Source organism: Bacillus sp. FAU20 (assembly GCF_056033865.1).
This window is the reverse complement of the sequence record NZ_JBVYHY010000021.1, coordinates 676,791-699,525: the sequence shown is the minus strand read 5'-3', so window position 1 is coordinate 699,525 and position 22,735 is coordinate 676,791. Positions and strand designations below refer to the sequence as shown.

Below are 22,735 nucleotides of genomic sequence, written 5' to 3'. Positions count from 1 at the left end.
TTCTACGAGAGAATGTTACATGTATAGTCATACGTTGTAATATTTTTAGTAGAGAAGGAGTTCTGTATATGAAGAAATTGTTAAATGTATTTGGAATTATTATCGTGATGATCATGGCTAGTTATAGTCTTATGAAAGTGCTGTTACATTATGCGAATAAGCCTGCTGAGGTAAATACAATAGCTCAAATAGAAGATGTGCAAGAAGAGACAAAAGTGCTAGATTTTATTCGAATGACACATGAAAGCTATAATAATTTCTTAAATTACGGTAAAGCAGAGAATTATACAGACGGGGATTGGAATCAATTTAAGCAATGGTTTCAACAACAAGAACAATCTTTAAAAAATATACATACGGAAATAAAGAATGAAAAAATAAAACGCGATGTAAATAGAAGCTATGAAATTGTAAAAAAAGGTGTGGAATTTCAAAATATTGAGTATGTAGTGTATGCCCACCGTGTATATCATGACTTGGATATTATCGTAAATAAATATAGAGGTGAAACGAATATCTGGGGGTATACGGAGTTTGGCGATGGGAAAGATATAAAAGTAATTGAACAAGCTATAAAAACAAAATAATAAGCTAGCTAGAATTCTAGTTAGCTTATTTTGTTTTGTAAATGCAATGTTCATATATTATTCACAAAAACACCGTGTTAATAGTGATTAAAATCACAATCTGCATTATAAGATTCAGTTAAACTAAAAACAGTTAAGGAAATAGAGGAGTGGGATACAATGTTAAGTGCAAAAACAATTGAAATCGTAAAGTCAACAGTACCATTACTACAAGAAAAAGGTGTTGAAATTACAACGAGATTCTATCAAATTTTATTTTCGGAACATCCGGAGTTGTTGAATATTTTCAACCATACGAATCAGAAAAAGGGAAGACAACAACAAGCGTTAGCGAATGCTGTTTATGCAGCTGCAACGTACATTGATAATTTAGAAGCAATTATTCCAGTTGTAAAACAAATTGGTCATAAGCATAGAAGTTTAGGGATTAAAGCTGAGCATTATCCGATTGTAGGTACATGTTTACTACGTGCCATTAAAGAGGTCGCAGGTGCACCTGATGAAGTTTTAAATGCATGGGGAGAAGCATATGGTGTCATTGCTGATGCATTCATTAGCATTGAAGCAGAGATGTATGAAGAAGCTGCACATAAAGAAGGTGGATGGAAAGACTTCCGCAAATTTGTGATTGTTAAAAAAGTGAAGGAAAGCGATGTTATTACGTCATTTTATTTGAAACCTGAAGATGGAGGGAAAGTTTCTTCATTCATCCCAGGTCAATATGTAACGGTTCAAATCAATATTGAAGGTGAGACATATACACATAATCGTCAATACAGTTTATCCGACGCTCCTGGGAAAGAATATTATCGTATTAGTGTAAAAAAAGAAAAAAGTGTAGATACACCAGACGGTAAAGTGTCTAATTACTTACATGAACATGTAAAAGAAGGAGATGTTTTACCAGTAAGTGCACCAGCAGGAGATTTCGTGTTAAATATGGATTCAACATTACCAGTTGTACTAATTAGTGGTGGAGTAGGGGTTACACCGATGATGAGTATGTTAAATACGTTAATTGAACAAGATTCAAAACGTAATGTATATTTTGTTCATGCAGCAATAAATAGTAATACACATGCAATGAAAGAACACGTTAAGGCAGTAGAAAATGAATATGAACAAGTTAAAGCATATACTTGTTATTCTGCACCGACTGAAAAAGATTTAGAAATGAAGAACTTTGATAAAGAAGGTTACATTGAAAGTGAGTGGTTAAAAACTATTATTCCGACAACTGAAGCAGAATTTTATTTCTGTGGTCCAGTAGCATTTATGAAGCATATAAATGCTGCACTAACTGATTTAGGTGTGAAACAAGAGCATATTCATTATGAATTTTTCGGCCCAGCAACAAGCTTACAATAAGCAAAAAAACGAGGTATTTATTTTACCTCGTTTTTTATTTGTTCTCGTAATAAACGGTTTACTGTTTCACGGCGTATACCTATCAGTTGGCCAATTTCGGTTTGTGTTAATATTTCATATATAGGAATGTCACCTAAATATAGGGTGAACCATTCTTGTAAACGATGAAGACGTTCTTTCGGAGAGACGGTTGTCAATTGATCAATTCGTTGTTGCATCATTCTTAATTTAGATTGCAATTGCATAGCGATGTTAGCATACGATTCGGGATTTGCTTGAAGTCTCTCGTACCATTCATTACTAGTGATCGGTTCCACTTCTGTTTTTATTAAAGCGATAGCTGTACCGTGATATTCTTTCGGCGAAATTAAAGAATGATGAGGTATCGTTTCACCTGGAACGATAATGTTGAATAAAAATGGTGTTCCGTCTTCTTCTAGCCGAACTACTTTTAATAAGCCTGTTTTTATAAAGTATAAAGGACCGTCCTCGCCTTGACGGAATAGTACATCTCCTTTGTGTAGAATCAATGTTAGCCCCCCATTAATATGTTTCTATTTCTTCTATTTTAGCGTATATGTATATAGACAATATGCTATTTCAACAGCAATTTCATTGACGAAATGTATGCTATTACAGTAGTATACTATTTAGTGTGTAATAGTACTAGCAATGAATACGCTGTAGGGGGTTTAGTATATTGTTAGATGCGATGAGAATGACGGATATGAGAATTCCGGCGAATGCTATCATTCATGTAGAAGAGATGAAAGGTGGAGTCGTTTTATCCGTTGAAGTAGACGGCCAAATTATTTATACGATGGCTTATGATGAAGAAACAGATAGTTATGCTGAATTATATGATCGAAACGATAAGAGGGCGTGCCAAGTACATGAAGACTTCATGGGATGGTCACTTCTTCATTAAAAAAGATGTCAATATGACATCTTTTTTTATTAAATCGATAGAATATACAAAGAAATGAAATATAAGGATAAAATTTGTAATAATTGATTTTGCATTGTTAGCGCTCTGTAACTGCAAGTGAACTATTTTTTCGCTATCATAAAGATAACAGTCGCAGTTATAGGAGTGGTCAACTTGAAGAAAGTACATATTTCAAATTATATGTTATTATGTGTTTGTTTAATTTTATTTGTTCTCCTCGGAGGATTTTTATATTCATGTGTATAAGAAAAACGCATTCTAAAAAGAATACGTTATAAAAGGGAAATAATGATTAATCTAGTTCCAAGAATAATTAACGTAATACGTAATAAATTAATTACGGCATTTCCACTTAGTTTTGTATTAATGTAAGCCCCGATTTTTCCGCCGATCCATGCACCCGGAATCAGGATTAATGCATAAATCCAGCTGACATTTCCAAGTGAGATGTGAGTTGCAGAACTTACAATTGCTGATAGAAATACGATGAACATTGAAGTTGCTACTGCAATATGTGCTGGGAATGCAAAAAGAAGCATCATTGCTGGAACAAGTAAGGCACCGCCACCAATTCCAAATAATCCAGATATAAACCCAACTATAAAGGCGATAAAGATAGCAAGAAACGGTGGGAATTGGTAGTGTACAGTATTTCCATCATTATCTGTAAAAGAACGCTTAATTACAGACGTATTTGAGAGGGAAAGAGGTTTTAATTTGTCTCGAAGCATAAGTAGAATTGAGACGAATATAAGGAAAATCCCAAAGTATAAAGAAAATGTGTCTTGGTTTAAAAATTTATTTGCCCATGATCCAATAATACCACCAGGGCCGCTTCCGATAAATAAAATAAGTCCACTTTTATAATCTACTCGCTTATGCTTCATGTAAGTAAGGGTGGAAGATAGTCCTGTGAAAACGACTGTTACCATAGAAGTCCCTACTGCAAGTTGTGGTGATAAACTGTGTAATCCAATTAATAACGGAACAATAATAATTCCGCCTCCAAGCCCAACTAGGCTGCCGACTGTTCCGGCGATTAGTCCGATGAAAAGTAACATGATGTATTCCAAAATTGCCAACTCCTCTAAATAACTTATCCACCAATTATTATACACGCTTTTTAATGAGAAATAGGCTTGTTCACAAAAAAGTCGTCTTCCTAGAAAAATAAGGAAGACGACTTTTGATTAGAAAACAAAATGTAATAGGTAGTAAAACAGAGCAGCTAAAGAAGCTGAAATAGGAAGTGTAATAACCCATGTAATTAACATACGTTTTGCAGTTCCCCATTTTACCCCTTTCACACGGTGAGAAGCACCAACCCCTAAAATAGAAGAAGAGATAACGTGCGTCGTACTAACCGGTAAGTGAATGAATGTTGCACCGAAAATAACAAGTGATGATGATAAATCGGCAGCTACACCATTTACAGGACGGATTTTCATAATTTGTCCACCGACAGTTTTAATAATTTTCCATCCACCGACAGAAGTACCAAGCCCCATTGCGATAGCACAAGATAATTGTACCCAGAACGGGATATCGCTAGAAGTATGATAGTTATTAGCCATAAGAGCCATCGTAATAATTCCCATTGCTTTTTGTGCATCATTCGTACCGTGTGTGTAGGCTTGTAATGCCGCAGTGAAAATCTGGAATATACGGAAGTTCTTATTCGTTTTCGTTAAGTTAAAGTTTTTAAATACTACTTTAAAAATACTGTATACGATATAACCAATAACGAAAGCGATAATCGGTGAAATGATTAAAGCTTCAATAATTTTAATAAATCCTTTAAGATTTAGCGAGCTAATCCCAGCGGCCGCAATTGCTGCACCTGCGATTGAGCCGATAATTGCATGCGAAGAACTACTTGGAATACCGTAGTACCAAGTAATTAAGTTCCAAGCTATTGCCGCAAGCAAAGCAGCTAAAATTACAAGAGAACCATTTTGTAAGGCGAATGGATCAACGATATCTTTTGTAATCGTTTTTGCTACACCTGTAAATGTCATTGCGCCTAAAAAGTTCATAATAGCCGCCATAATAATGGCATGTCTAGGCTTTAGAGCTTTCGTTGAAACAGCCGTTGCAATAGCGTTTGCTGTATCGTGAAATCCATTGATAAAGTCAAAAGCTAAAGCGCAAATGACTACTAAAACGGTCAGTATCAAGAGTGTATCCATGATCAAACTCCTTACGCGTTCTTCATAATAATTGTTTCTAATACGTTTGCAACGCTTTGACAGCTATCAGCTACTTCTTCAAGCTCTTCGTAAATCTCTTTAAATTGAATAATCTTAATCGGATCTTTTTCACGAGAGAATAAGTTCTTAATCGCATGACGGCGAATATCATCACACTGTGATTCATAATCCTTAATCTTAATCGCATTTGTACGAATGTCGACTAATTTTTTGTTAGACATTAATTCAACAGAGTTTGCAATCTCAATCGCACATTGATTAATTGCTTCTACGAATTTAATCATGTATTCATCAGCTTCTGTAATAGAATACATTTCGAACAGACCAGCACTGTGATCTAATCCGTCTAATACATCATCCATACTCATTGCAAGTTGTAGGATGTCCTCACGCTCAATTGGAGTGATAAACGCTTTGTTTAACTCCATAATGATTTCGTGAATAAATGAGTCACCTTTTGACTCATACTCTTTCATGCGCATAGAAAACTCTTTTAAATCGCTAGCATTTTTAATTTTATACTCCACGAAAAACTGCGCGCCTTCTTTTAAATTTTCGGAAACATTCATTAACATTTCAGAAAATTTATCTTTTTTTGATTTAAAGACCATTATTGTTACCCCCACAAAAGTAATATATGTAAAATATATTGGCTAATCAATTCTAACAAAAAACTGTCGTTTTTTAAAACATTTTATCGAAAAGTTTACAAAAACTTAACATAACTCTCGTTGTTCTATTAATAATATTAATATCCAATAGTGAATATCTTACTTGTAGAATGTCCTTTTCTTGCAAAAAGTATGAATGCAAAAGAAAAGCTTTACACTATAGGAATGACTACGTTATTATAATAAATTTAAAAGGCGGTATATTCTTCCTTTTAAAAAGAAGAGTGTAAATAAATGAAGGAAGTGAACGAATGAAATTGAAGAACACTCATTTTAAAAAAATGCTTGAGTGGTTCAATAAGAGGAAGAAACTTCGTAATTCATTAATTGTATTGGGAAGTGTATTCGTTACTCTATTTATTGCTGTAAATATAATAATTTCCATTCAAGACATATCTGAATTAAAACAAGCTGTTCCACAACCGACTTTAATTTATGATGCAAATAATGAGGTTGCAACAAAATTAGCTTCTTCAAAAACAGAAGGCGTTAAAAGAAAAGATATTCCTGATATTATGGTTCAGGCAATTGTTGCAGTAGAAGATAAGGAATTTTTTAACCATCATGGTATTTATTATAGTGGAATTATAAGTGCGGTTTTTAAAAATATTACAGCAGGAGAAGTTGTAGCTGGGGGAAGTACAATTACACAGCAGCTTGCGAAGAATGTATTTCTGACACAAGACCGCACATTTTCGCGTAAAATAAAGGAATATTTTTTAACAAAAAAAATAGAGCGTACGTATACGAAAGATGAAATTATTGAAATGTATATGAACCAAATTTATTTTGGTGAAGGTGCTTGGGGTATAAAAAGGGCGGCTAAATCTTATTTTGATAAAGATGTAAAAAATTTAACAATTTCAGAAGCTGCAACGATTGCGGGCTTAATTAAAGCGCCGTCTGCGTATTCACCTTATAAAAACTTTAACAAGTCAATTGAAAGACGTAATGTTGTATTAAGTTTAATGAAAGAGCAAGGGTATATTTCTGACGAACAGTATAGTAAAGAAAAAGAGAGCGGACTTGTGTTAAAACGAGGCGTTGATGATAAATACAAGGGAAAATACTCTCAATATGTAGACTATATTGTTAGAGAAGCGATGGAAAAGTACGAATTAACACAAAATGAAATTTTAGCGGGTGGTTATCGTATCTATACAGAGCTTGACCCGAAAAAACAACAGGCTGTAGAAGACGTTGTGAATAATGATAGTTATTTCAAAGATAGTGGCTCAGACCAACTTATGCAAACGGGTGTAGTTCTTATGAATCCAAAAACAGGTGGTGTACCAGCTCTAGTTGGAGGCAGAGGGCCGTATCAGTTTTTACAGTTTAACCATGCAACGCAATTAAAAAGACAACCTGGCTCAACGCTAAAGCCTTTGGCTGTATATGTACCAGCGTTAGAACAAGGATATGAAGTATACGATATATTAAAAGATGAACCATTTAACATTAAAGAATATAAACCACAAAATAGCGATCATACTTTTCACGGTGATGTGACAATGTATGAAGCTGTGGCAAAATCGTACAATGTTTCGGCTGTGTGGCTATTAGAACAAATTGGATTAGATAAAGGATTGAAATCTTTAGAGCGATTTGGTATTCCATTAGTACCAGAAGATCGTACGTATCCGATTGCTTTAGGCGGTATGCATGTGGGGACATCTCCATTTGTAATGGCTCAAGCATACAGTACATTTGCAAATGACGGTGTCCAAGTGGAAGCTCATGCAATTAGAGAGATACAAAATGCTGAAGGTGAAACGATTGGAAAGTGGTATAAGAAAGAGACACGAGTGACGAGCGAGAAAATTTCTCAAAAGATGACATATTTATTAAAAGGTGTTGTGGAAAAGGGAACGGGCGAAAAGGCGAAAGTTACTAATGTTGATACAGCAGGTAAGACAGGAACTACTCAAATTGTAAATGGCCCGAGCACCGGTGCAAAGGATTCATGGTTTGTTGGATACACACCAGATTTGGTAGGTGCGATTTGGGTAGGATATGATAAAACAGATAGCGATCATTATGTTCCAGGTGGTAGTCAAATTACGACGACAATGTTCCGGGATATTATGAAAAAAGCGAACGCAAATCCAGCTCAAAAAGCGTTCCAGTTATCGCTCATATCTGAGGCTGATTATAAAAAACAATTGACTACAATAGAAGAGGAAAAACGAAGAAAAGAAGAAGAGAAGAGAAGAAAAGAAGAAGAACAACAACGAAAACAAGAGCAACAAGAGTGGCTTGATAAAGTGAAAGAATGGATTCCTTCATTTTGGTAAAAGAAAGAGGCGAATAAAGAAATTCGCCTCTTTTTTTGTATGAAAACAAAATGAAATTTTAATCGGTAGAGATTTTTGTCTATCTTAATTAGCTATTAATCCATATCCGTTGAGATACATAATATTACTCGTTAAGTATAATATTCGTACTGCCAAAAGATTCGGAATCGTATGTGACGATTATTTTGCCTTTACTAATAGGTTCGTAAGGTAATTCCTCTTCGTAATTACCGTTATTTTCATTGTGGATAGAAAGTGTAATTTCATCGATTTTTTTATTTGTATACTGATCTTTAATCGTTTCAGCAATCTGAAGTAACGCCTCGGAACTAGAAGCTTTTGTAATAAGCATTCCTTTTATAACTTTTTTTTCATTCTTTGTGGCATTGGAATAAGGGATGTTGCTTTGTTTCGTATATAGAAGTTTGTATGGAGTAGTTTTTCTCTCTGCTTTTGATATAGTGGAATATTTTAGAGTTAAAAAACATCCTAAACATAAAATAATGCATACCATAAGTGCAAACCAAATGCGTATTAGTGACATAACTCTCATTTTCATCCCTCTTTCATATCTTTGACTTCACTATTTATCATACAAAATGAGGATTAAGATAGAGTAAATTTGAGGTAAAGAAACGTAAAGAAGGAGCACTTATCCTCCCAAATAAGTGCTCCTTTCTATATAAAGAGAGATTTAATGCACGGTTAAACGATACATATTATTATAAATATAATTTTCAAGCGAAAATTAGTAAATTCGGAATACAGATAGTGTTGCAGTTGTATCGCCCGTGTTAGGAATAGAAATAGTGTTTGCTGTAGGTTGTACAGAAATTGTTGTACCAGCTTGTAAAGTAACGATTGTAGAGAACGATACAGCACTACCGATAACGTTAGTTGAGAAATTACGAGTAGGTGGTTGGCCGTTGAATGAAATACCGAATCCAAACGGTGAAGAGCCTGGGAAAGTTGTAGACGCTGAGAAACTAATATCATATACGCCTGTTTCTAAAATTGTTAAAGTATCTGCAGTGTCATTGAAATTAATGTTATTTATTTCGAAAACTTGATTAAATTGGATATTTGTTCCAGGGGATATTGTTTGAGCATTGGAGTTTCCGATTGCCGCGATCGTTACAGGAATTGGGGTACCCGCTGGTCCAGTAGCACCCGTAGCACCTGCTGGTCCTTGAATACCTTGAGCACCCGTAGCGCCAGTAGCGCCCGCTGGTCCTTGAATACCTTGAGGCCCTTGAGGTCCAGTAGCGCCCGCTGGTCCTTGAATACCTTGAGCACCCGTAGCGCCAGTAGCACCCGCTGGCCCTTGAACACCTTGAGCACCCGTAGCGCCAGTAGCACCTGCTGGTCCTTGAACACCTTGAGCACCCGTAGCGCCAGTAGCACCTGCTGGTCCTTGAATACCTTGAGCACCCGTAGCGCCAGTAGCACCCGCTGGCCCTTGAACACCTTGAGCACCCGTAGCGCCAGTAGCGCCAGTAGCACCCGTAGCACCCGCTGGTCCTTGAGCACCTTGAGCACCCGTAGCGCCAGTAGCACCTGCTGGTCCTTGAATACCTTGAAGCCCTTGAGGTCCAGTAGCGCCAGTAGCGCCAGTAGCACCAGTAGCACCCGTAGCACCCGCTGGTCCTTGAGCACCTTGAGCACCCGTAGCGCCAGTAGCACCTGCTGGTCCTTGAATACCTTGAAGCCCTTGAGGTCCAGTAGCACCCGCTGGCCCTTGAACACCTTGAGCACCCGTAGCGCCAGTGGCACCCGTAGCACCCGCTGGCCCTTGAACACCTTGAGCACCCGTAGCACCCGTAGCACCCGCTGGTCCTTGAGCACCTTGAGCACCCGTAGCGCCAGTGGCACCCGTAGCACCCGCTGGCCCTTGAACACCTTGAGCACCCGTAGCGCCAGTGGCACCCGTAGCACCTGCTGGTCCTTGAATACCTTGAGGCCCTTGAGGTCCAGTAGCACCTTGAGCGCCCGCTGGTCCCTGAGCGCCTTGAGGTCCTTGAGGTCCAGTAGCACCAGTAGCACCCGCTGGTCCTTGAGGCCCGGTAGCACCCGTAGCACCCGTAGCACCTGTTGCTCCTCCGCCTCCAAGGCAACCTGATCCGTATTGAACTAGGATAGTTTGGATTTCTGTTATGAGTCTAACTAGTTTGTCGATCGTACAACAATCTACTTTGAATAACTTAGCGATATACAATAAATAATTAAGCAAGCTTTGTAGCTCAACGTATAATGCTCCACATGAGAAAGGTGTTGTTCTTAAAATAGTTAATAAATTAGCAATAATAGAATTTCCAATTTGTTTTTGTGCTGGGGATAAATCTAAGCAATTGAGGAATTTTTGTAAGTTATTTAGGGCAGCGATTAAGTTATCTATATTATTTTGAGAAGGGTTTTGAAAGACAGCTTGAATAGCTTGGCCAAGAGCTTGAAGAAGTCTAACGAATTCTGTAAGTTCGGACTTAGAGATGTTAATATGACTACAAGCTCTTACTTCGCAACAATCATTACCATAAAATACTTTTCCTTTATTTTTATTGTTCATCTTTTCATTCCTTTCTTTCATAGAATCAATAGTCATTACTATATATTAAAATGAAATTTATACTAAATTCGTAATGGACAAACTACCATTTATAAAAAAATAAGGAATTGGCCCACTTAGCAAAAAGTAAGTAAGGTATAGAAGGATTTATATAACGTAAAGAAGAAAAGTTCAACATAAAAAACTGCATGTCAATTGTTGAAGGATTAACAATTGGCATGCAGTTCGTGGATTGGATTTTATTTGTATTGATTTAATCTTTCAAGGGCTGTTTTAGGTAAGATTGGAATTGAAATAGTAAAAGTTGTACCATTTTCATTACTAGTCATTTTTAATGTACCGTTATGATTTTGAATGATTTTTTTCGTTACTGACAAGCCGAGCCCTGTACCGGAATCTTTTGTTGAGAAGAATGGATCAAAGATATATTCTTGAATGGCTCGTGGAATACCAGTTCCATTATCAGTGAAAGTAATACGGACAAAATTATCAAGGCGGTAACTAGCGATTTGTATAGAAAGTTTTTTTTCGCTTTGAGCATCGACAGCGTTCTGGAATAAGTTTAAAAAAACTTGTACAAGTTCATGACGATCAATATGAACTAATATATCATCTAATTCGGTAGAAAAATTATAATCAATTGAAATGTTATGTAAAAAGACTTCACTAGCTAATAACTGTTGAATATACTCACGTAAAAATGTATTAATGGGAAAGGGTTCTCTTTTAAATTCACGTGTTTTTGAAATAGATAAAAATTTTGTAATGATACTATTTGCGCGATCTAATTCAGGAATAAGTAAGTTTTTAAATAGTTCTTTATTAGATGGAGAAACATTTTCTTGTAAAAATTGTAAATATCCTCGTACGGTTGTAAGAGGATTACGTACTTCATGTGCAATACCAGCCGCGATTCGCCCTGCTAACGAAAATTTTTCTGCATCACGTTCTGTATTTAAATAATGAAAGACACTAATAACTCTAAAAATCTCTCCGTTATAATCACGAATAATTCGGTTATTTAAAATGCCATAGTTTTTGTCTAAAACTTCTTCATTGTATATTTCTGTGCCTGTTCTTAATGTTTCTAGAGCTTTAATTTTTTCTTCAGGCAATTTTAGTAATTGTTGAATTGGTTTTCCAATTATATCATTTCGTACTACACCAAAATCATCTGCAGCAGCTTGATTACATAAAGTTATATTTCCTTTATTATCAACAAAGGTTACATGATGTGAAAAAGCATCAAAAATATGAACAAAGTATGTTTCAAGTTGTTTAAATAAAAATAATGAGTCGCAAGTAAGTTGAAAATCGGCCTCTTTATTTTCTTTTTGTATGTTTTGAATGGAATGAGTCGATCTCGTTTTCTTTATTTGTAAACCAATATGTGAATTTTTATATGTGAAATGGTGTGGTAATTGATTTACAAGTTCTTCATAAAAACGTACTTTATTTTCTAGTTCTTCTATTCGTTTTTCATGAGATATAATATCATCGTTTGGAAGCATAAATAACCCCTCAATTTAAAAATTCTTCCATCTAGTATATCATATTTTTATACGGATACTCTTAAAGAAGAGACTACTTAATAAAATTGATTGGTCGAAGTGTTCAGTAATTGAGTAGAATGGATAGAAGGTGAAGTTAAAAAGGGAGGAATATATTTGCTTTTCATTGGAGTAACAGGGTGGGGAGATCATGATTCTTTATATATAGACGCCTATGAAAATAGAAATAAATTACGAACATATAGTGAGTATTTTCCTATTGTAGAAGTGGACAGTTCATTTTATGCGATGCAACCTGCACGAAACTATATAAAATGGGCAATGGAAACACCGAAAGATTTTTCTTTTATAGTAAAAGCATATCAAGGAATGACAGGACATATGAAAGGTGAAATTCCTTTTTCTACGTTCGATGAGATGTTTGATGTATATAAACAATCTATTCTTCCTTTAATTGAAGCTAGTAAATTAAAAACAATTTTATTTCAATATCCGCCATGGTTTGATTGCAAAAAGAAAAATGTAGATTTTCTTCGATATACGAAAGAAAAAATGGAAGGTTTACCATGTGCAATAGAATTTCGAAATCAAACATGGTTTTATCCAGAAATGAGAGATAAGACGTTACAGTTTCTAGAACAGGAGAAATGGATTCATACAATTTGTGATGAACCACAGGCTGGGATAGGTTCTGTGCCACTCGTGTTAGAGGTTACGAATTCAGACATGGCATTAATACGTTTTCACGGTCGAAATGTTCATGGTTGGCTTGATAAAGGGGAAAATTGGAGAGCGGTTCGCTGTTTATATCGCTACAACAATAAAGAACTGGAAGAATGGGTTGAACGATTAGAGCAATTAAAAAAGAAAACAAAGGATATATACGTACTGTTTAACAACAATTCAGGTGGGGATGCAGCAGATAATGCGAAACAGCTTATGAAAATGATGAACATTACATATGGTGAGCCGAAGCCGGAGCAATTAAATTTTTTTGAATGATAATAAACAAGAAAGGCACTGTACAAACAGGGGGAATGTACAGTGCCTTTCTATATGAAAAAGAGGGGTAACAATGTTACTGAGCGTTTGGTTGATTCATCAATTGTTGGCTTCATAATAAATGATAATGGTTATCATTATCATTGTCAATGGTTTTTCTAAAAATATATAAAAAACTTGTATATTTTAAATAGAGATAAAAAAAGAACAGCGATTAATGCTGTTCTTTTCCATTGACGAATTGTTGTAAATCAAAAGGAGTTATCGCTTGGATAAATTCTTTTGAGATAAGTGTTTGAACGAGAGTGCTCTCAGAGATAGAAGCACCTGTTTTCTTTTCATAAGCTTGTTTTAATAAATCAAGTTTTTCAGCCGTTTCTTTTGGTAATTCAATTGTAAGTGTGTTCATAATTTCTCCCCCTTATTATTAGAGTACCACTACAGTATAGGAGAGACAAGAAAAGAGAATATGAAATATAAAAAAGGTTACCAAATTTTCAAATGGTAACCTTTTTTATGTATAAGAGTTATTAAGCAATACCGATATACTTTAAAGTTTTTGATGGAGTACTGTGATCAAAGAAGTGTTGTAAAAACGCAATATCAACACCTGATTTGTATGCACAATAACCCCAAGTTTTTCGAAGTGTATGTGAGCTAATCCCTTCTAATCCAACTTCTTTTGCAGCTTTGTTTAAAATGTACCATGCATGTTGTCTCGTAATAGATTTTGTTCCTTTTTGAGATTTTAGCAATGGTTCATTACGTTTCCAAGTTTTACGTTCTTTCATGTAGTCTTCGATTGCGTGCTGTAAGTCTTCATTTACAGCAAACCATTTATGTTTCTTCACTTTTTCATTGTAAAATAAAATGGAATGGCGAACATTTTCATTTTCATCGATTACATCACTAACTTTTAATTGTAAGATTTCACTTACTTTTAAGCCAGAATTTACAGCTAATACGAATAATAAGCCATCACGTTTCGAAGATTGTAAAAGTATATTTTTGATAGTTTCTAATTGTTTTTCATTTTGAATAGGTTGTCCTGCTTGTTTCATTTCACGCACTCTCCTCTTTTATATGTGTAAAGGAAAGGATTAACTTGTTTCTTACTATAAAGGGAGAGTGTGAATTTCATGTGAACTCCTAGTGAAATTAAGACAAATTATTTGACTTCTTTTACTTTTTGTAAATTGAAATAGAATACAACACTGTTAGTCGTATTATACACACCGTACTCGGCATGATGAAGGTCTAAAATGTTTTTTACGATAGATAATCCAAGACCGGTACCTCCAGTGTGACGGCTACGTGATGCATCTAGACGATAGAAGCGATCCCAAATTTTTTCAAGACTTTCTTCAGGGATAGGGTTTCCTGTATTTTCGATTTCGACTTTTACGGTATCTTCTGCTTCTATAATGGAGACTTGTATCTTTTCTCCATCTGGCGTATAACGGATTGCATTACTTAGTAAGTTCACAACTACTTGCTCAATGCGACTGCGATTTGCTTTAACAAGTATAGAAGGGTCTGCATCGATGTTCACTTGTAAATGTTTTTCTTCCATGCTAAATAATAATTTTTTGTAGACTTGTTGCGTTAATTCACCGATTGAGAACGTCGTCATATCTAGTTTGTAAGTACCAGATTCCAACTTTGCTAATTCTAACATTTCAACAATCAGCCTGTTCATATTTTCTGTTTCTTCTAAAATAACATCAGTATAATACGAAGTATCCTTACTAACACCATCCTTAATTCCTTCTGCAAAACTTCTAATTACACTTAGCGGTGTTTTTAATTCGTGTGATACGCCAGAAATGAATTCTTTTCTTGTTTTTTCTAATTGACGTTCACGTTCAATATCTTGTTGTAACTTTGTATTAGCAACATTTAATCGATCGATTCGATCTTTTAAATTTACAGATAATGTATTGATACTGCCAGAAAGCCCCCCAATTTCATCGTCAGCTGTAACAGGTAATTTCTCGCTGAAATCAAAATTAGCCATTTTTTTTGTAACACGATTTATTTTAATTAATGGCTTAACAATGATTTTTGAGTAGTAGAAGGATAACAAAATAATTACGAGAAACACGATGATTAAGGCATAGACATAATAATCTTTTAAAACGAGCATTGCTTCATTAACAGGCTGCAAAGATGCTATCGCAAAAGCATATTCTGTAATCCTTCCATTTTCTATAATAGGTTTTACAAAGATACTATTTTTTATATTTTCTCCGCCATCTAATATGAAAGTACTTAATTGGTTCGAGTTAGAAGTGCCCTCTCTAATCATATCTGCAAAATATTGAACGGCTTGTAATGTTTCAATATCATTTGCAAGACGAACCTCAGCTTTGGATGGGAGCTGTAACTTAGTTATAACACCTGTAAAGATGATTCGAGTTGTAGATTTGTATCGGCTTGCAAGTCTGTTCTTAGAAGGGTTACCATTAATTGACTGAAAATCCGAATAGAAATGTTCGTTCTGCCATTGATTATAATTCGTTCCTAATTTTTGTGGTGTGATTATATTATTCTCTTGTACGACTCCATCAACATTGATTATTACATCTTTTTTTAAACCTAAATTTTCGAATTTATTATATTCTTCTGGTGTTAAAAGATTATTGAGTGGAATGGAATACTGTTTATTATTGTTGGGATTAAATACATCGATATAGTAATTGTTATCACTTTTAATAATACCGTTAGAATCCAAAAACTGCATATCTGCATTTGTTTTATCATGAAATTCTTGTTTTAGTTTTCTAACCTGCTCATAACTTTTATCACTTTTATCATAATTATCTACGAATTTTTCAAAAGCAGTTTGGACTGTTTTTACTTTTTTATTAATATAAAATTTCTCTAAAAATAGAGATTGTCCTAGGAAAAAAAGTAGGAATATGATTGTAAATAAAGTGGATGTTAATAAAAATAGTTTAAAGACGATACTTCTGTTTTTCACTGCGTCACCTCTTATGAGAAATACTGTAAATGATTTCTTTATTATAACAAACGTTACAAGAAAGTAGAGGGGAGAAATCTGTCTCTTTATAAAGTAGTTATTTATAAAAAGTCACATAAAAAGAACTCGCCAGACGTATGACAAGTTCTTTAGTGTATTATTGTTGAATTGCTGCATCTAAAGCGATTTCAATCATTTCGTTAAATGTAGTTTGACGCTCTTCAGATGTAGTTTCTTCGCCGGTGAAGATGTGATCGCTAACTGTTAATACAGATAATGCATTTACACCGTATTTTGCTGCTAATGTGTAAAGAGCAGTTGTTTCCATTTCTACTGCTAATACACCGTAATCTCCAAGTTTTTTAACCATGTCCATGCTTTCACGATAAAACACATCTGCTGTTAAAACGTTACCGACACGAACGTGTAATCCTTTTTCAGTTCCAGCATCATAAGCTTTCTTTAAAAGGTCAAAGTTTGCAGCTGGTGCAAAATCAAATCCTGGGAATGTTAAACGGTTCATATTAGAATCAGTACAAGCCGTCATTGCGATAATAACATCACGAACTTTTACATCTTTTTGAATTGCACCGCAAGTTCCAACGCGAATTAAATTTTTAACGCCGTAGCTTTGGATTAATTCGTTTACATAAATAGAAATAGAAGGAACACCCATACCTGTACCTTGAACAGATACACGTTTTCCTTTATAAGTTCCAGTGAAACCTAACATACCACGCACATTATTATAGCAAGTAACGTCCTCTAGAAATGTTTCAGCGATATATTTTGCACGTAATGGATCACCAGGTAATAGAATAGATTCAGCGATTTCGCCTTGTTTTGCTTCGATATGTACACTCATAAAAAAGTCCTCCTTATAATGTATTGATAGAAATCAATATCATTTGCATTATACACTACGAATCCTTTCAATTAAAATCTTTTTATTATTTGTAATATGTACAAAATAGGAGGATTTCATAAATCATAATCTAGAATATATATCTTAAGAAGTTTTGTATGAATAGAGACAATAAAAATGGTAGGTGATGTTTTGAAAAATCTTGTCATTGGGCTTATTGCGTTAGTACTTATTGTGGCAGGAGGATTTTACATAAAAAAATATCAAGAAAACGAAGAGACTGTAGGAGATGTTCAGGAAGTAAAGTGGGATGTTTCAAATGGAAAGGGAAATGAGAAAGTAGATATTGTATTTCAGTTGTTAAACAACAAGAATAATGAAATTCTTGGTGTAAATGATCAAATGAGGGCAGTGATTGTAGATGGACAGTTAAAAAACATACAACAAATTAAACCCACATTTGCAGGGAACGGGTCATATAAGTTATCTTCCAAAATAGCGAAAGACGAAGAATATACAATATTTTTATACGAAGACAAAAATAAGTCCGTAGAGTCATTCGCTAGGAAAGATTTTGGTAGAACGAAAGAGGAGAACAATAAGAAAAAAGTGAAATTTCCAATCGACAGTGTACTTACAAAAAAAATAGGAGAGTATGAAGTTTCTCTTTTATTTGGCGCATTACATCCGAATGAACCAGTTACGTTAACATTTCAGTTTCAAGCGAAAAAGGGTGGAAAATTGAAATTACATTCAGAGAGAGGGGAAGTAGAGTCACTCTATATAGTGGATGAAACGAAGGAGAACTTTTTATACGCTATGCCTGTAGATACGGATGAGCAATTACAATACCGGATTACATTTCCTGCCGAGGGCACGTATAAAATGTGGGGGAATTTCTATATAAATGGTAAGAAGTATGAAAAAGAATTTATTGTACAAGTTCAAAAAAGAAAAAACAGCTAAGAATTTAGCTGTTTTTTCTTTTTCCTATTAATTTTGTTACAGAGAGCATTGTAATTGGTAAAGAATGATTCTTCCTAAATGCTAAATATTTACCGCTCCATGCTGGTTTATATTTTTCTTTAAAATGTCGTAATCCGCTGAAACTATACGTATAGCGAACATTATTAAAGATCGCAGCAGCCACTCGTTCAGACCAGAAAGACTGTGTGGATAAACCAACATTTGAAAGTGGTGCCATACCAATATTAAAGGAGTGGTATTCATTTTCTTTTGCCCACTGGAATAAGTGGATGAAAATTGCGTCCATAATGCCGCTAGGCGCATCTGGGTAATATCGCATTAAATCGACAGATAATGATCCGTTTTGATATACGGGCATGAATGTTGTGAATGCAATGATTTTTCCATCCGCATCAGATAATGTTGCGATAGGAGCGCGACTAATATATTCACGATCGAAGTATCCGAGTGAAAAACCTTTCTCTTTTTTTCCACCAAGCCATGCATCTGAAACTTTTCTTAACTCTTCATATAATTCGTCGGAGAAAGGTGGCTCATGAATAGAGAATGTATAGCCTTCTCTTTCAAAACGGTTGAAAGTAGCTCGCATGCCAGCGCGTTTCTTTCCTGTTATTGTAAAGGTATTTAAATCAACAACAGCTTCTTCACCAAGCTTAAAGAAGTTATAACCAAAATCGTGGTATAAACTCATCCATTTACTTTCAATTTGATAGAATACACAAATGTATCCAAATCGATCAGCCTCAGCTAAAAACTCTTGCAATACAGTACGATAGGAGGAAGGGTCTCCAATTGGATCACCTAGTACAATAAGTCGTTTTCCAGTTATTGAGAAGAGAATGAGTGCTTTTCCATCACTACTGAAAAAGAACTGTTTATCTCCTAAAAAACCTAAATGACTAAGTACATTTCCACCATGTTCATCTAAGAAGTTTTGTAATCGTTTATCATTAGCTGGTTGCCCGGGAAATTCATTTCGATAACGATTTGCAATGAGTGAACCAATTAGTAAAAAAGTAGGAACAAAAAAGGCAGCTGCTAATGCACTTCGTTTCACTTGTGTAATATTACGAACGACAAAATCAGGTTTGAAAGCTTCTTTTGCACCTGCAAATAAAATACCTAAGTTTTTATATAAATATAACGTTACAAGTAGGAATATAAAAACTTTTACGATATCGGAAAGTGAGACTTCCATTTTCTCACGTACAAACCTTTTACGAAGCATATACAATACGGCGAGTACGATTAATAAAATAAAAGTTTCTTCAACATCAATTCCTTTTAGTGTGTTAAAAATAGCCGCTCCAATTAAAGAAACAATCGTCATATAATAAGAACGTTTTGTTCCGTAATATATCCCCCGCGAAAGAATGAGGAGGAGAATACCGAATGTTAGCGATAAGCTAAAAGAAAATTGAATAAGATGTTTTGGAGCTAGAATATGTAAGGCGTGTGCCCGATTTATACTTGTTGGTAGAATGGTTGATAAAATAACCATTAAGCCAGCAAATACTGTTAAAGCAGCAGATGCCCAAGAACCTAACTTTCCTAGAAAGTCACGCTGCAAAGTCCATATAACACCAGTTGTCTCTAATGCAGGCGCAATAAAAGGTTTATCTTCAAACTTTTTAATGGCTACTCCTGTCATTTCAAAAGCTGCAAAAATGAGACCAAGGCAGAAGGGCAAGATGTAATAGACGAGACGATATAATAACATAGCAGGGAGTAAAACACCTGTATCGATGCCGTATTGCCCAAGCCCAGTTAAGAAGACAAGATCAAATGATCCAAGGCCACCAGGAACAAGACTAACGACACCAGCTAAAGCAGCAATAATATATACGCCTAAAAACTTTTGGAATTCGATTTCAATGCCAAATAATAGTAATATGACGTACATAACAATACCAGCAGATACCCATTCGACTAATGAAACTAATGAGTATAAAACAGTTGGGTTTTTCTCCTCTTCTTCTTGTTCCTCTGTTTGCGTCGCTTTTCTATTTTTTAATTTAGAAAATCCGATATATATAGGGACGAAAAGAGCGAAGAAGATAAGAACAGGCCATAGCCATGGTTTTTCATGCAGAATAAATCTCGTGTCTAATATTCCGATAAGACCAAGAAATGAAAGAATGGCTAATCCATTAATAAAGGCAGTTGTCATCCAAGCGATACTTTTAATAAGTTTTCCATTTTCTTTTATATATGGACGATAAAGCATTGTGCGTACGCCGGCCCCAACAAGACCACCAAACCCGATAAATCCATTTAAAGTATTAGCAATCCACGAGATACGGAAAATCTTTTGGACAGGGATATCAGCTTTTAAGTAACGAAGCATAACATAGTCATAAAAGAACATTGTTGATACAGCGAATGCACCAAGTGTAATTGCTAAAAAGACTCCTCCGGTTGGAATGTTTTTAATTGTATCAATCGCTTCTAAAAAAGAAATGCCCGCTAGTTCTTTTTTTGCTTGAAAGAATACAATTGTTAATACAACAAATGGGAAGATAATTTTCCCGATTTGTAAGAAACGTTTCCATGAAAACGACATAAATACAACTCTCCTTGTATAAGAAAACTGAGACAATAATATTATTATGACAAACTTCAAGAAAAATAAAAAGGTAAAATCCTGTATAGGCGAGCTATTTTTTATATAGGTATATTTAAAGGAATATTTTGTTTATCAGAAAATTAAGTTAGAATAAAATGAAAGAAAGGGGAGGGGAGTATATGATTATAAAAAGTTACGTAGGGTATGAGTTAGAAAAAGCGAAACCTAATACATCAGAAGATTTTTTTAACAGATCTGAAGTGACATATATATTAAATGATAAAGAGAAAACTTTTTCGGTTTTATACGTTCGATATTTTGAAGAAGTTTTACAAGAAATTAATCCTTTTGAAGGAAATCCAGTGTATAAAGTAGAAGAACAAAACATATATTTGCGCGATATTGTAGCGATATGTTGTTTAGTGAAAGACAGGGAGCTTCGTGCGCAAAAACGTTTGTATTTAAATAATATGGAAGAATTTCAACAATATTTTGATGAGGGAACGGTGTCGAAAGTACAAGAAATATTAACTGAATTACATAAAAATAAAAGAGTAGAAATAGCGTGAAATGGCAAAGGAGAGAGAAAAAATGTCTAATTTGATGGTTGAAAATCAAACAGAACAAGTTTCTATATTTTTAGAAGATGCTATTAATTTGATAACCAATTATGTGAATTATCATACGTTACCTTCTTTATTAGAGGAAACACCAGCAGGGAATGAGCGATATTATAAAGGGTTATTAGCATCAATGAGACGACTTCTCGTTTTTTGCGAAGAAGGACAGGATGCATGTCTTGTTTTGTTGAATAGTCAGCCATTTCGAAAAACAGCAGCTGAAAAAATTTTATATAAGATTTACCATCAAGTAATTGCAGAGTTTTTTTCACCGAAGAGTGATCATTGGTATGAAAATAGTCGGTCTGCATATACAGGGAAAAATTCTATCGTTTTTCAACAAACACCACCTGTATCTTTAGAGCAAGTGATGAAGAGTTTAGAAGGTAAATTTCAATTGATGCGTGAAGAACTAGAATATTATGAGACCGATTATCAGACAAAGATGTTACACAAATATTGATTGAGGAAAAGAAGCTAAGGTGACTTAGCTTCTTTTCCTTTTGTACAGTTATATAAGGGATTTTCATTGAATATAGTTAAGTGGATAGCATTAGGGAGGTGCAACATGAATCAACCAGGTGTATTTACAGATTACTTTCATGAAGTAGAAAATTGGTGTGAAAGTGTTCTTCACGTATTAGATAGCCGTGCAATGGAAGTGTATGATGTCCATATGCTTGCTTATAAAATTCAGACGTTATTAGAGCGTATGAAAGAGCATGAGTATGAAACAGATGCAGAGTTTATGTATGAAATAAGCGATGATGTAGAACATATTCAGCATCACTTGCAGGAAGTATTTATGCAAGAAGAAGAATATGAATTATATGAAAGAGGGGATAGTGAACGAGCTGTCCCAATTGGAGGACATACACTCCCGCCATTACCTTATCCGTATAATGCATTAGAACCGTATATTTCTAAAGAAATTATGATATTACATCATGATAAACATCATCGGAGTTACGTGGAAGGGTTAAATAAAGCAGAGAAGATGATGGAAGAAGCGAGAAAAACAAATAAATTTGATTTAATTAAGCATTGGGAAAGGGAAGCGGCTTTTCATGGGTCAGGTCATTACTTACACACGATATTTTGGAATAACATGAAAAAAGACGGTGGTGGAAGTCCAAGAGGAGCTTTTTCACAACAAATTGAAAAAGATTTTGGGAGCTTTTTACGTTTTCAAAAACATTTTACAGAAGCGGCCTCTAAAGTAGAAGGTTCAGGCTGGGCAATTCTCGTTTGGGTGCCCCGGTCTGGAAGGTTAGAAATTTTGCAAAGTACACTTCATCAATTATTTACACAATGGGATACGATACCGCTCCTTGTACTAGATGTCTGGGAACATGCGTATTATTTACAATACCAAAATCGAAAAGATGAATATATTAAAAACTGGTGGAATGTTGTAAATTGGCCTGATGTAGAAAAAAGGTTTGAAACTGCGAAACAAATTGAATGGACACCATATTAGACGCAAATTCTCTGCGTCTTTTTTAATGGAAGTAGAAGGAAGATTTCGTTCATATTTTAAAAGGCCAAGCATACACTTG

Annotated in this window: 21 protein-coding genes; 9 read left to right on the top strand and 12 right to left on the bottom strand. The window is 34.8% G+C overall.

Features of this window, described 5'->3' with window-relative positions; translation table 11 throughout:
- Positions 1–68 precede the first annotated feature (68 nt).
- Both AC0OM3_RS17350 and hmpA read left to right on the top strand, forming a co-directional pair.
- Positions 69–587 carry a hypothetical protein gene (locus AC0OM3_RS17350; RefSeq protein WP_474212495.1) on the top strand — a complete coding sequence of 173 codons (519 nt, stop codon included), beginning with the start codon at positions 69–71 and terminating at the stop codon, positions 585–587.
- A 159-nt stretch (positions 588–746) separates the two neighbouring features.
- Complete coding sequence (gene hmpA, locus AC0OM3_RS17345; RefSeq protein WP_000947332.1) at positions 747–1,955, top strand: NO-inducible flavohemoprotein; 1,209 nt, start codon at positions 747–749, stop codon at positions 1,953–1,955.
- A 17-nt stretch (positions 1,956–1,972) separates the two neighbouring features.
- Here the strand turns inward: hmpA and AC0OM3_RS17340 are convergent, their stop codons facing one another.
- Positions 1,973–2,485, bottom strand: coding sequence for a Crp/Fnr family transcriptional regulator (locus AC0OM3_RS17340; protein WP_000600582.1), 513 nt, complete (start codon positions 2,483–2,485; stop codon positions 1,973–1,975).
- Positions 2,486–2,655: 170 nt separating this feature from the next.
- On the opposite strand from AC0OM3_RS17340, the gene AC0OM3_RS17335 reads away from it, so the two are divergent.
- Complete coding sequence (locus tag AC0OM3_RS17335) at positions 2,656–2,883, top strand: hypothetical protein (protein WP_000883009.1); 228 nt, start codon at positions 2,656–2,658, stop codon at positions 2,881–2,883.
- 293 nt (positions 2,884–3,176) lie between these two features.
- On the opposite strand, the gene AC0OM3_RS17330 is transcribed toward AC0OM3_RS17335, so the two are convergent.
- The 3 genes from AC0OM3_RS17330 to AC0OM3_RS17320 all read right to left on the bottom strand — a co-directional run bounded on the left by AC0OM3_RS17330 (position 3,177) and on the right by AC0OM3_RS17320 (position 5,725).
- The gene (locus AC0OM3_RS17330; protein ID WP_000455762.1) at positions 3,177–3,977 is read right to left on the bottom strand and encodes a sulfite exporter TauE/SafE family protein; all 801 of its coding nucleotides are present in this window, start codon (positions 3,975–3,977) and stop codon (positions 3,177–3,179) included.
- Between the two features lie 117 nt (positions 3,978–4,094).
- The gene (locus tag AC0OM3_RS17325) at positions 4,095–5,093 is read right to left on the bottom strand and encodes an inorganic phosphate transporter (protein ID WP_000380272.1); all 999 of its coding nucleotides are present in this window, start codon (positions 5,091–5,093) and stop codon (positions 4,095–4,097) included.
- Positions 5,094–5,104: 11 nt separating this feature from the next.
- Positions 5,105–5,725, bottom strand: coding sequence for a DUF47 domain-containing protein (locus tag AC0OM3_RS17320; protein WP_000231449.1), 621 nt, complete (start codon positions 5,723–5,725; stop codon positions 5,105–5,107).
- Positions 5,726–6,036: 311 nt separating this feature from the next.
- On the opposite strand from AC0OM3_RS17320, the gene AC0OM3_RS17315 reads away from it, so the two are divergent.
- Positions 6,037–8,079 carry a transglycosylase domain-containing protein gene (locus AC0OM3_RS17315; protein WP_000769237.1) on the top strand — a complete coding sequence of 681 codons (2,043 nt, stop codon included), beginning with the start codon at positions 6,037–6,039 and terminating at the stop codon, positions 8,077–8,079.
- A gap of 124 nt (positions 8,080–8,203) precedes the next feature.
- On the opposite strand, the gene AC0OM3_RS17310 is transcribed toward AC0OM3_RS17315, so the two are convergent.
- From AC0OM3_RS17310 to AC0OM3_RS17300, 3 genes are all read right to left on the bottom strand, one after another.
- Positions 8,204–8,632: a hypothetical protein gene (locus AC0OM3_RS17310; protein ID WP_001265550.1), complete on the bottom strand. Its 429-nt coding sequence runs from the start codon at positions 8,630–8,632 to the stop codon at positions 8,204–8,206.
- Between the two features lie 195 nt (positions 8,633–8,827).
- Positions 8,828–10,678, bottom strand: a complete 1,851-nt coding sequence (locus AC0OM3_RS17305) for a Gly-Xaa-Xaa repeat protein (RefSeq protein ID WP_474212491.1) — start codon at positions 10,676–10,678, stop codon at positions 8,828–8,830.
- A 203-nt stretch (positions 10,679–10,881) separates the two neighbouring features.
- Positions 10,882–12,153 carry an ATP-binding protein gene (locus AC0OM3_RS17300; RefSeq protein WP_000937259.1) on the bottom strand — a complete coding sequence of 424 codons (1,272 nt, stop codon included), beginning with the start codon at positions 12,151–12,153 and terminating at the stop codon, positions 10,882–10,884.
- A 156-nt stretch (positions 12,154–12,309) separates the two neighbouring features.
- Here AC0OM3_RS17300 and AC0OM3_RS17295 point away from each other — a divergent pair, with 156 nt between their 5' ends.
- On the top strand, positions 12,310–13,155 hold the full coding sequence (locus AC0OM3_RS17295; RefSeq protein WP_000897332.1) for a DUF72 domain-containing protein: 846 nt from the start codon (positions 12,310–12,312) through the stop codon (positions 13,153–13,155).
- Positions 13,156–13,369: 214 nt separating this feature from the next.
- Here the strand turns inward: AC0OM3_RS17295 and AC0OM3_RS17290 are convergent, their stop codons facing one another.
- From AC0OM3_RS17290 to deoD, 4 genes are all read right to left on the bottom strand, one after another.
- Positions 13,370–13,564, bottom strand: a complete 195-nt coding sequence (locus AC0OM3_RS17290; RefSeq protein ID WP_001094860.1) for a DUF3924 domain-containing protein — start codon at positions 13,562–13,564, stop codon at positions 13,370–13,372.
- A gap of 121 nt (positions 13,565–13,685) precedes the next feature.
- Positions 13,686–14,216, bottom strand: a complete 531-nt coding sequence (locus tag AC0OM3_RS17285; protein WP_000806236.1) for a tyrosine-type recombinase/integrase — start codon at positions 14,214–14,216, stop codon at positions 13,686–13,688.
- Positions 14,217–14,323: 107 nt separating this feature from the next.
- Positions 14,324–16,138 carry a sensor histidine kinase gene (locus AC0OM3_RS17280; RefSeq protein ID WP_474212487.1) on the bottom strand — a complete coding sequence of 605 codons (1,815 nt, stop codon included), beginning with the start codon at positions 16,136–16,138 and terminating at the stop codon, positions 14,324–14,326.
- 157 nt (positions 16,139–16,295) lie between these two features.
- Positions 16,296–17,003, bottom strand: a complete 708-nt coding sequence (deoD, locus tag AC0OM3_RS17275; RefSeq protein ID WP_000110707.1) for a purine-nucleoside phosphorylase — start codon at positions 17,001–17,003, stop codon at positions 16,296–16,298.
- Positions 17,004–17,180: 177 nt separating this feature from the next.
- On the opposite strand from deoD, the gene AC0OM3_RS17270 reads away from it, so the two are divergent.
- Positions 17,181–17,969, top strand: a complete 789-nt coding sequence (locus AC0OM3_RS17270) for a hypothetical protein (protein WP_000232605.1) — start codon at positions 17,181–17,183, stop codon at positions 17,967–17,969.
- A 4-nt stretch (positions 17,970–17,973) separates the two neighbouring features.
- Here the strand turns inward: AC0OM3_RS17270 and mprF are convergent, their stop codons facing one another.
- Entirely contained in the window at positions 17,974–20,553 is a 2,580-nt protein-coding gene (gene mprF, locus AC0OM3_RS17265) for a bifunctional lysylphosphatidylglycerol flippase/synthetase MprF (protein WP_474212485.1), read from the bottom strand.
- A 182-nt stretch (positions 20,554–20,735) separates the two neighbouring features.
- On the opposite strand from mprF, the gene AC0OM3_RS17260 reads away from it, so the two are divergent.
- The 3 genes from AC0OM3_RS17260 (at position 20,736) to AC0OM3_RS17250 (ending at position 22,656) form a co-directional block, all read left to right on the top strand.
- Positions 20,736–21,125: a hypothetical protein gene (locus AC0OM3_RS17260; RefSeq protein ID WP_000584658.1), complete on the top strand. Its 390-nt coding sequence runs from the start codon at positions 20,736–20,738 to the stop codon at positions 21,123–21,125.
- Positions 21,126–21,147: 22 nt separating this feature from the next.
- On the top strand, positions 21,148–21,639 hold the full coding sequence (locus AC0OM3_RS17255) for a YpuI family protein (protein WP_000067558.1): 492 nt from the start codon (positions 21,148–21,150) through the stop codon (positions 21,637–21,639).
- A 105-nt stretch (positions 21,640–21,744) separates the two neighbouring features.
- Complete coding sequence (locus AC0OM3_RS17250) at positions 21,745–22,656, top strand: superoxide dismutase (protein ID WP_001075447.1); 912 nt, start codon at positions 21,745–21,747, stop codon at positions 22,654–22,656.
- Positions 22,657–22,735: the final 79 nt, after the last annotated feature.

Excerpts from the sequence above, each read along its gene's own strand:
- AC0OM3_RS17270 (WP_000232605.1), top strand. The coding sequence starts at position 17,181 with ATGGTAGGTGATGTTTTGAAAAATCTTGTCATTGGGCTTATTGCGTTA.
- mprF (WP_474212485.1), bottom strand. The coding sequence starts at position 20,553 with ATGTCGTTTTCATGGAAACGTTTCTTACAAATCGGGAAAATTATCTTC.
- AC0OM3_RS17255 (WP_000067558.1), top strand. The coding sequence starts at position 21,148 with ATGTCTAATTTGATGGTTGAAAATCAAACAGAACAAGTTTCTATATTT.
- AC0OM3_RS17310 (WP_001265550.1), bottom strand. The coding sequence starts at position 8,632 with ATGAGAGTTATGTCACTAATACGCATTTGGTTTGCACTTATGGTATGC.
- hmpA (WP_000947332.1), top strand. The coding sequence starts at position 747 with ATGTTAAGTGCAAAAACAATTGAAATCGTAAAGTCAACAGTACCATTA.
- deoD (WP_000110707.1), bottom strand. The coding sequence starts at position 17,003 with ATGAGTGTACATATCGAAGCAAAACAAGGCGAAATCGCTGAATCTATT.
- AC0OM3_RS17315 (WP_000769237.1), top strand. The coding sequence starts at position 6,037 with ATGAAATTGAAGAACACTCATTTTAAAAAAATGCTTGAGTGGTTCAAT.
- AC0OM3_RS17350 (WP_474212495.1), top strand. The coding sequence starts at position 69 with ATGAAGAAATTGTTAAATGTATTTGGAATTATTATCGTGATGATCATG.
- AC0OM3_RS17260 (WP_000584658.1), top strand. The coding sequence starts at position 20,736 with ATGATTATAAAAAGTTACGTAGGGTATGAGTTAGAAAAAGCGAAACCT.
- AC0OM3_RS17250 (WP_001075447.1), top strand. The coding sequence starts at position 21,745 with ATGAATCAACCAGGTGTATTTACAGATTACTTTCATGAAGTAGAAAAT.
- AC0OM3_RS17300 (WP_000937259.1), bottom strand. The coding sequence starts at position 12,153 with ATGCTTCCAAACGATGATATTATATCTCATGAAAAACGAATAGAAGAA.
- AC0OM3_RS17285 (WP_000806236.1), bottom strand. The coding sequence starts at position 14,216 with ATGAAACAAGCAGGACAACCTATTCAAAATGAAAAACAATTAGAAACT.
- AC0OM3_RS17325 (WP_000380272.1), bottom strand. The coding sequence starts at position 5,093 with ATGGATACACTCTTGATACTGACCGTTTTAGTAGTCATTTGCGCTTTA.
- AC0OM3_RS17290 (WP_001094860.1), bottom strand. The coding sequence starts at position 13,564 with ATGAACACACTTACAATTGAATTACCAAAAGAAACGGCTGAAAAACTT.
- AC0OM3_RS17305 (WP_474212491.1), bottom strand. The coding sequence starts at position 10,678 with ATGACTATTGATTCTATGAAAGAAAGGAATGAAAAGATGAACAATAAA.
- AC0OM3_RS17320 (WP_000231449.1), bottom strand. The coding sequence starts at position 5,725 with ATGGTCTTTAAATCAAAAAAAGATAAATTTTCTGAAATGTTAATGAAT.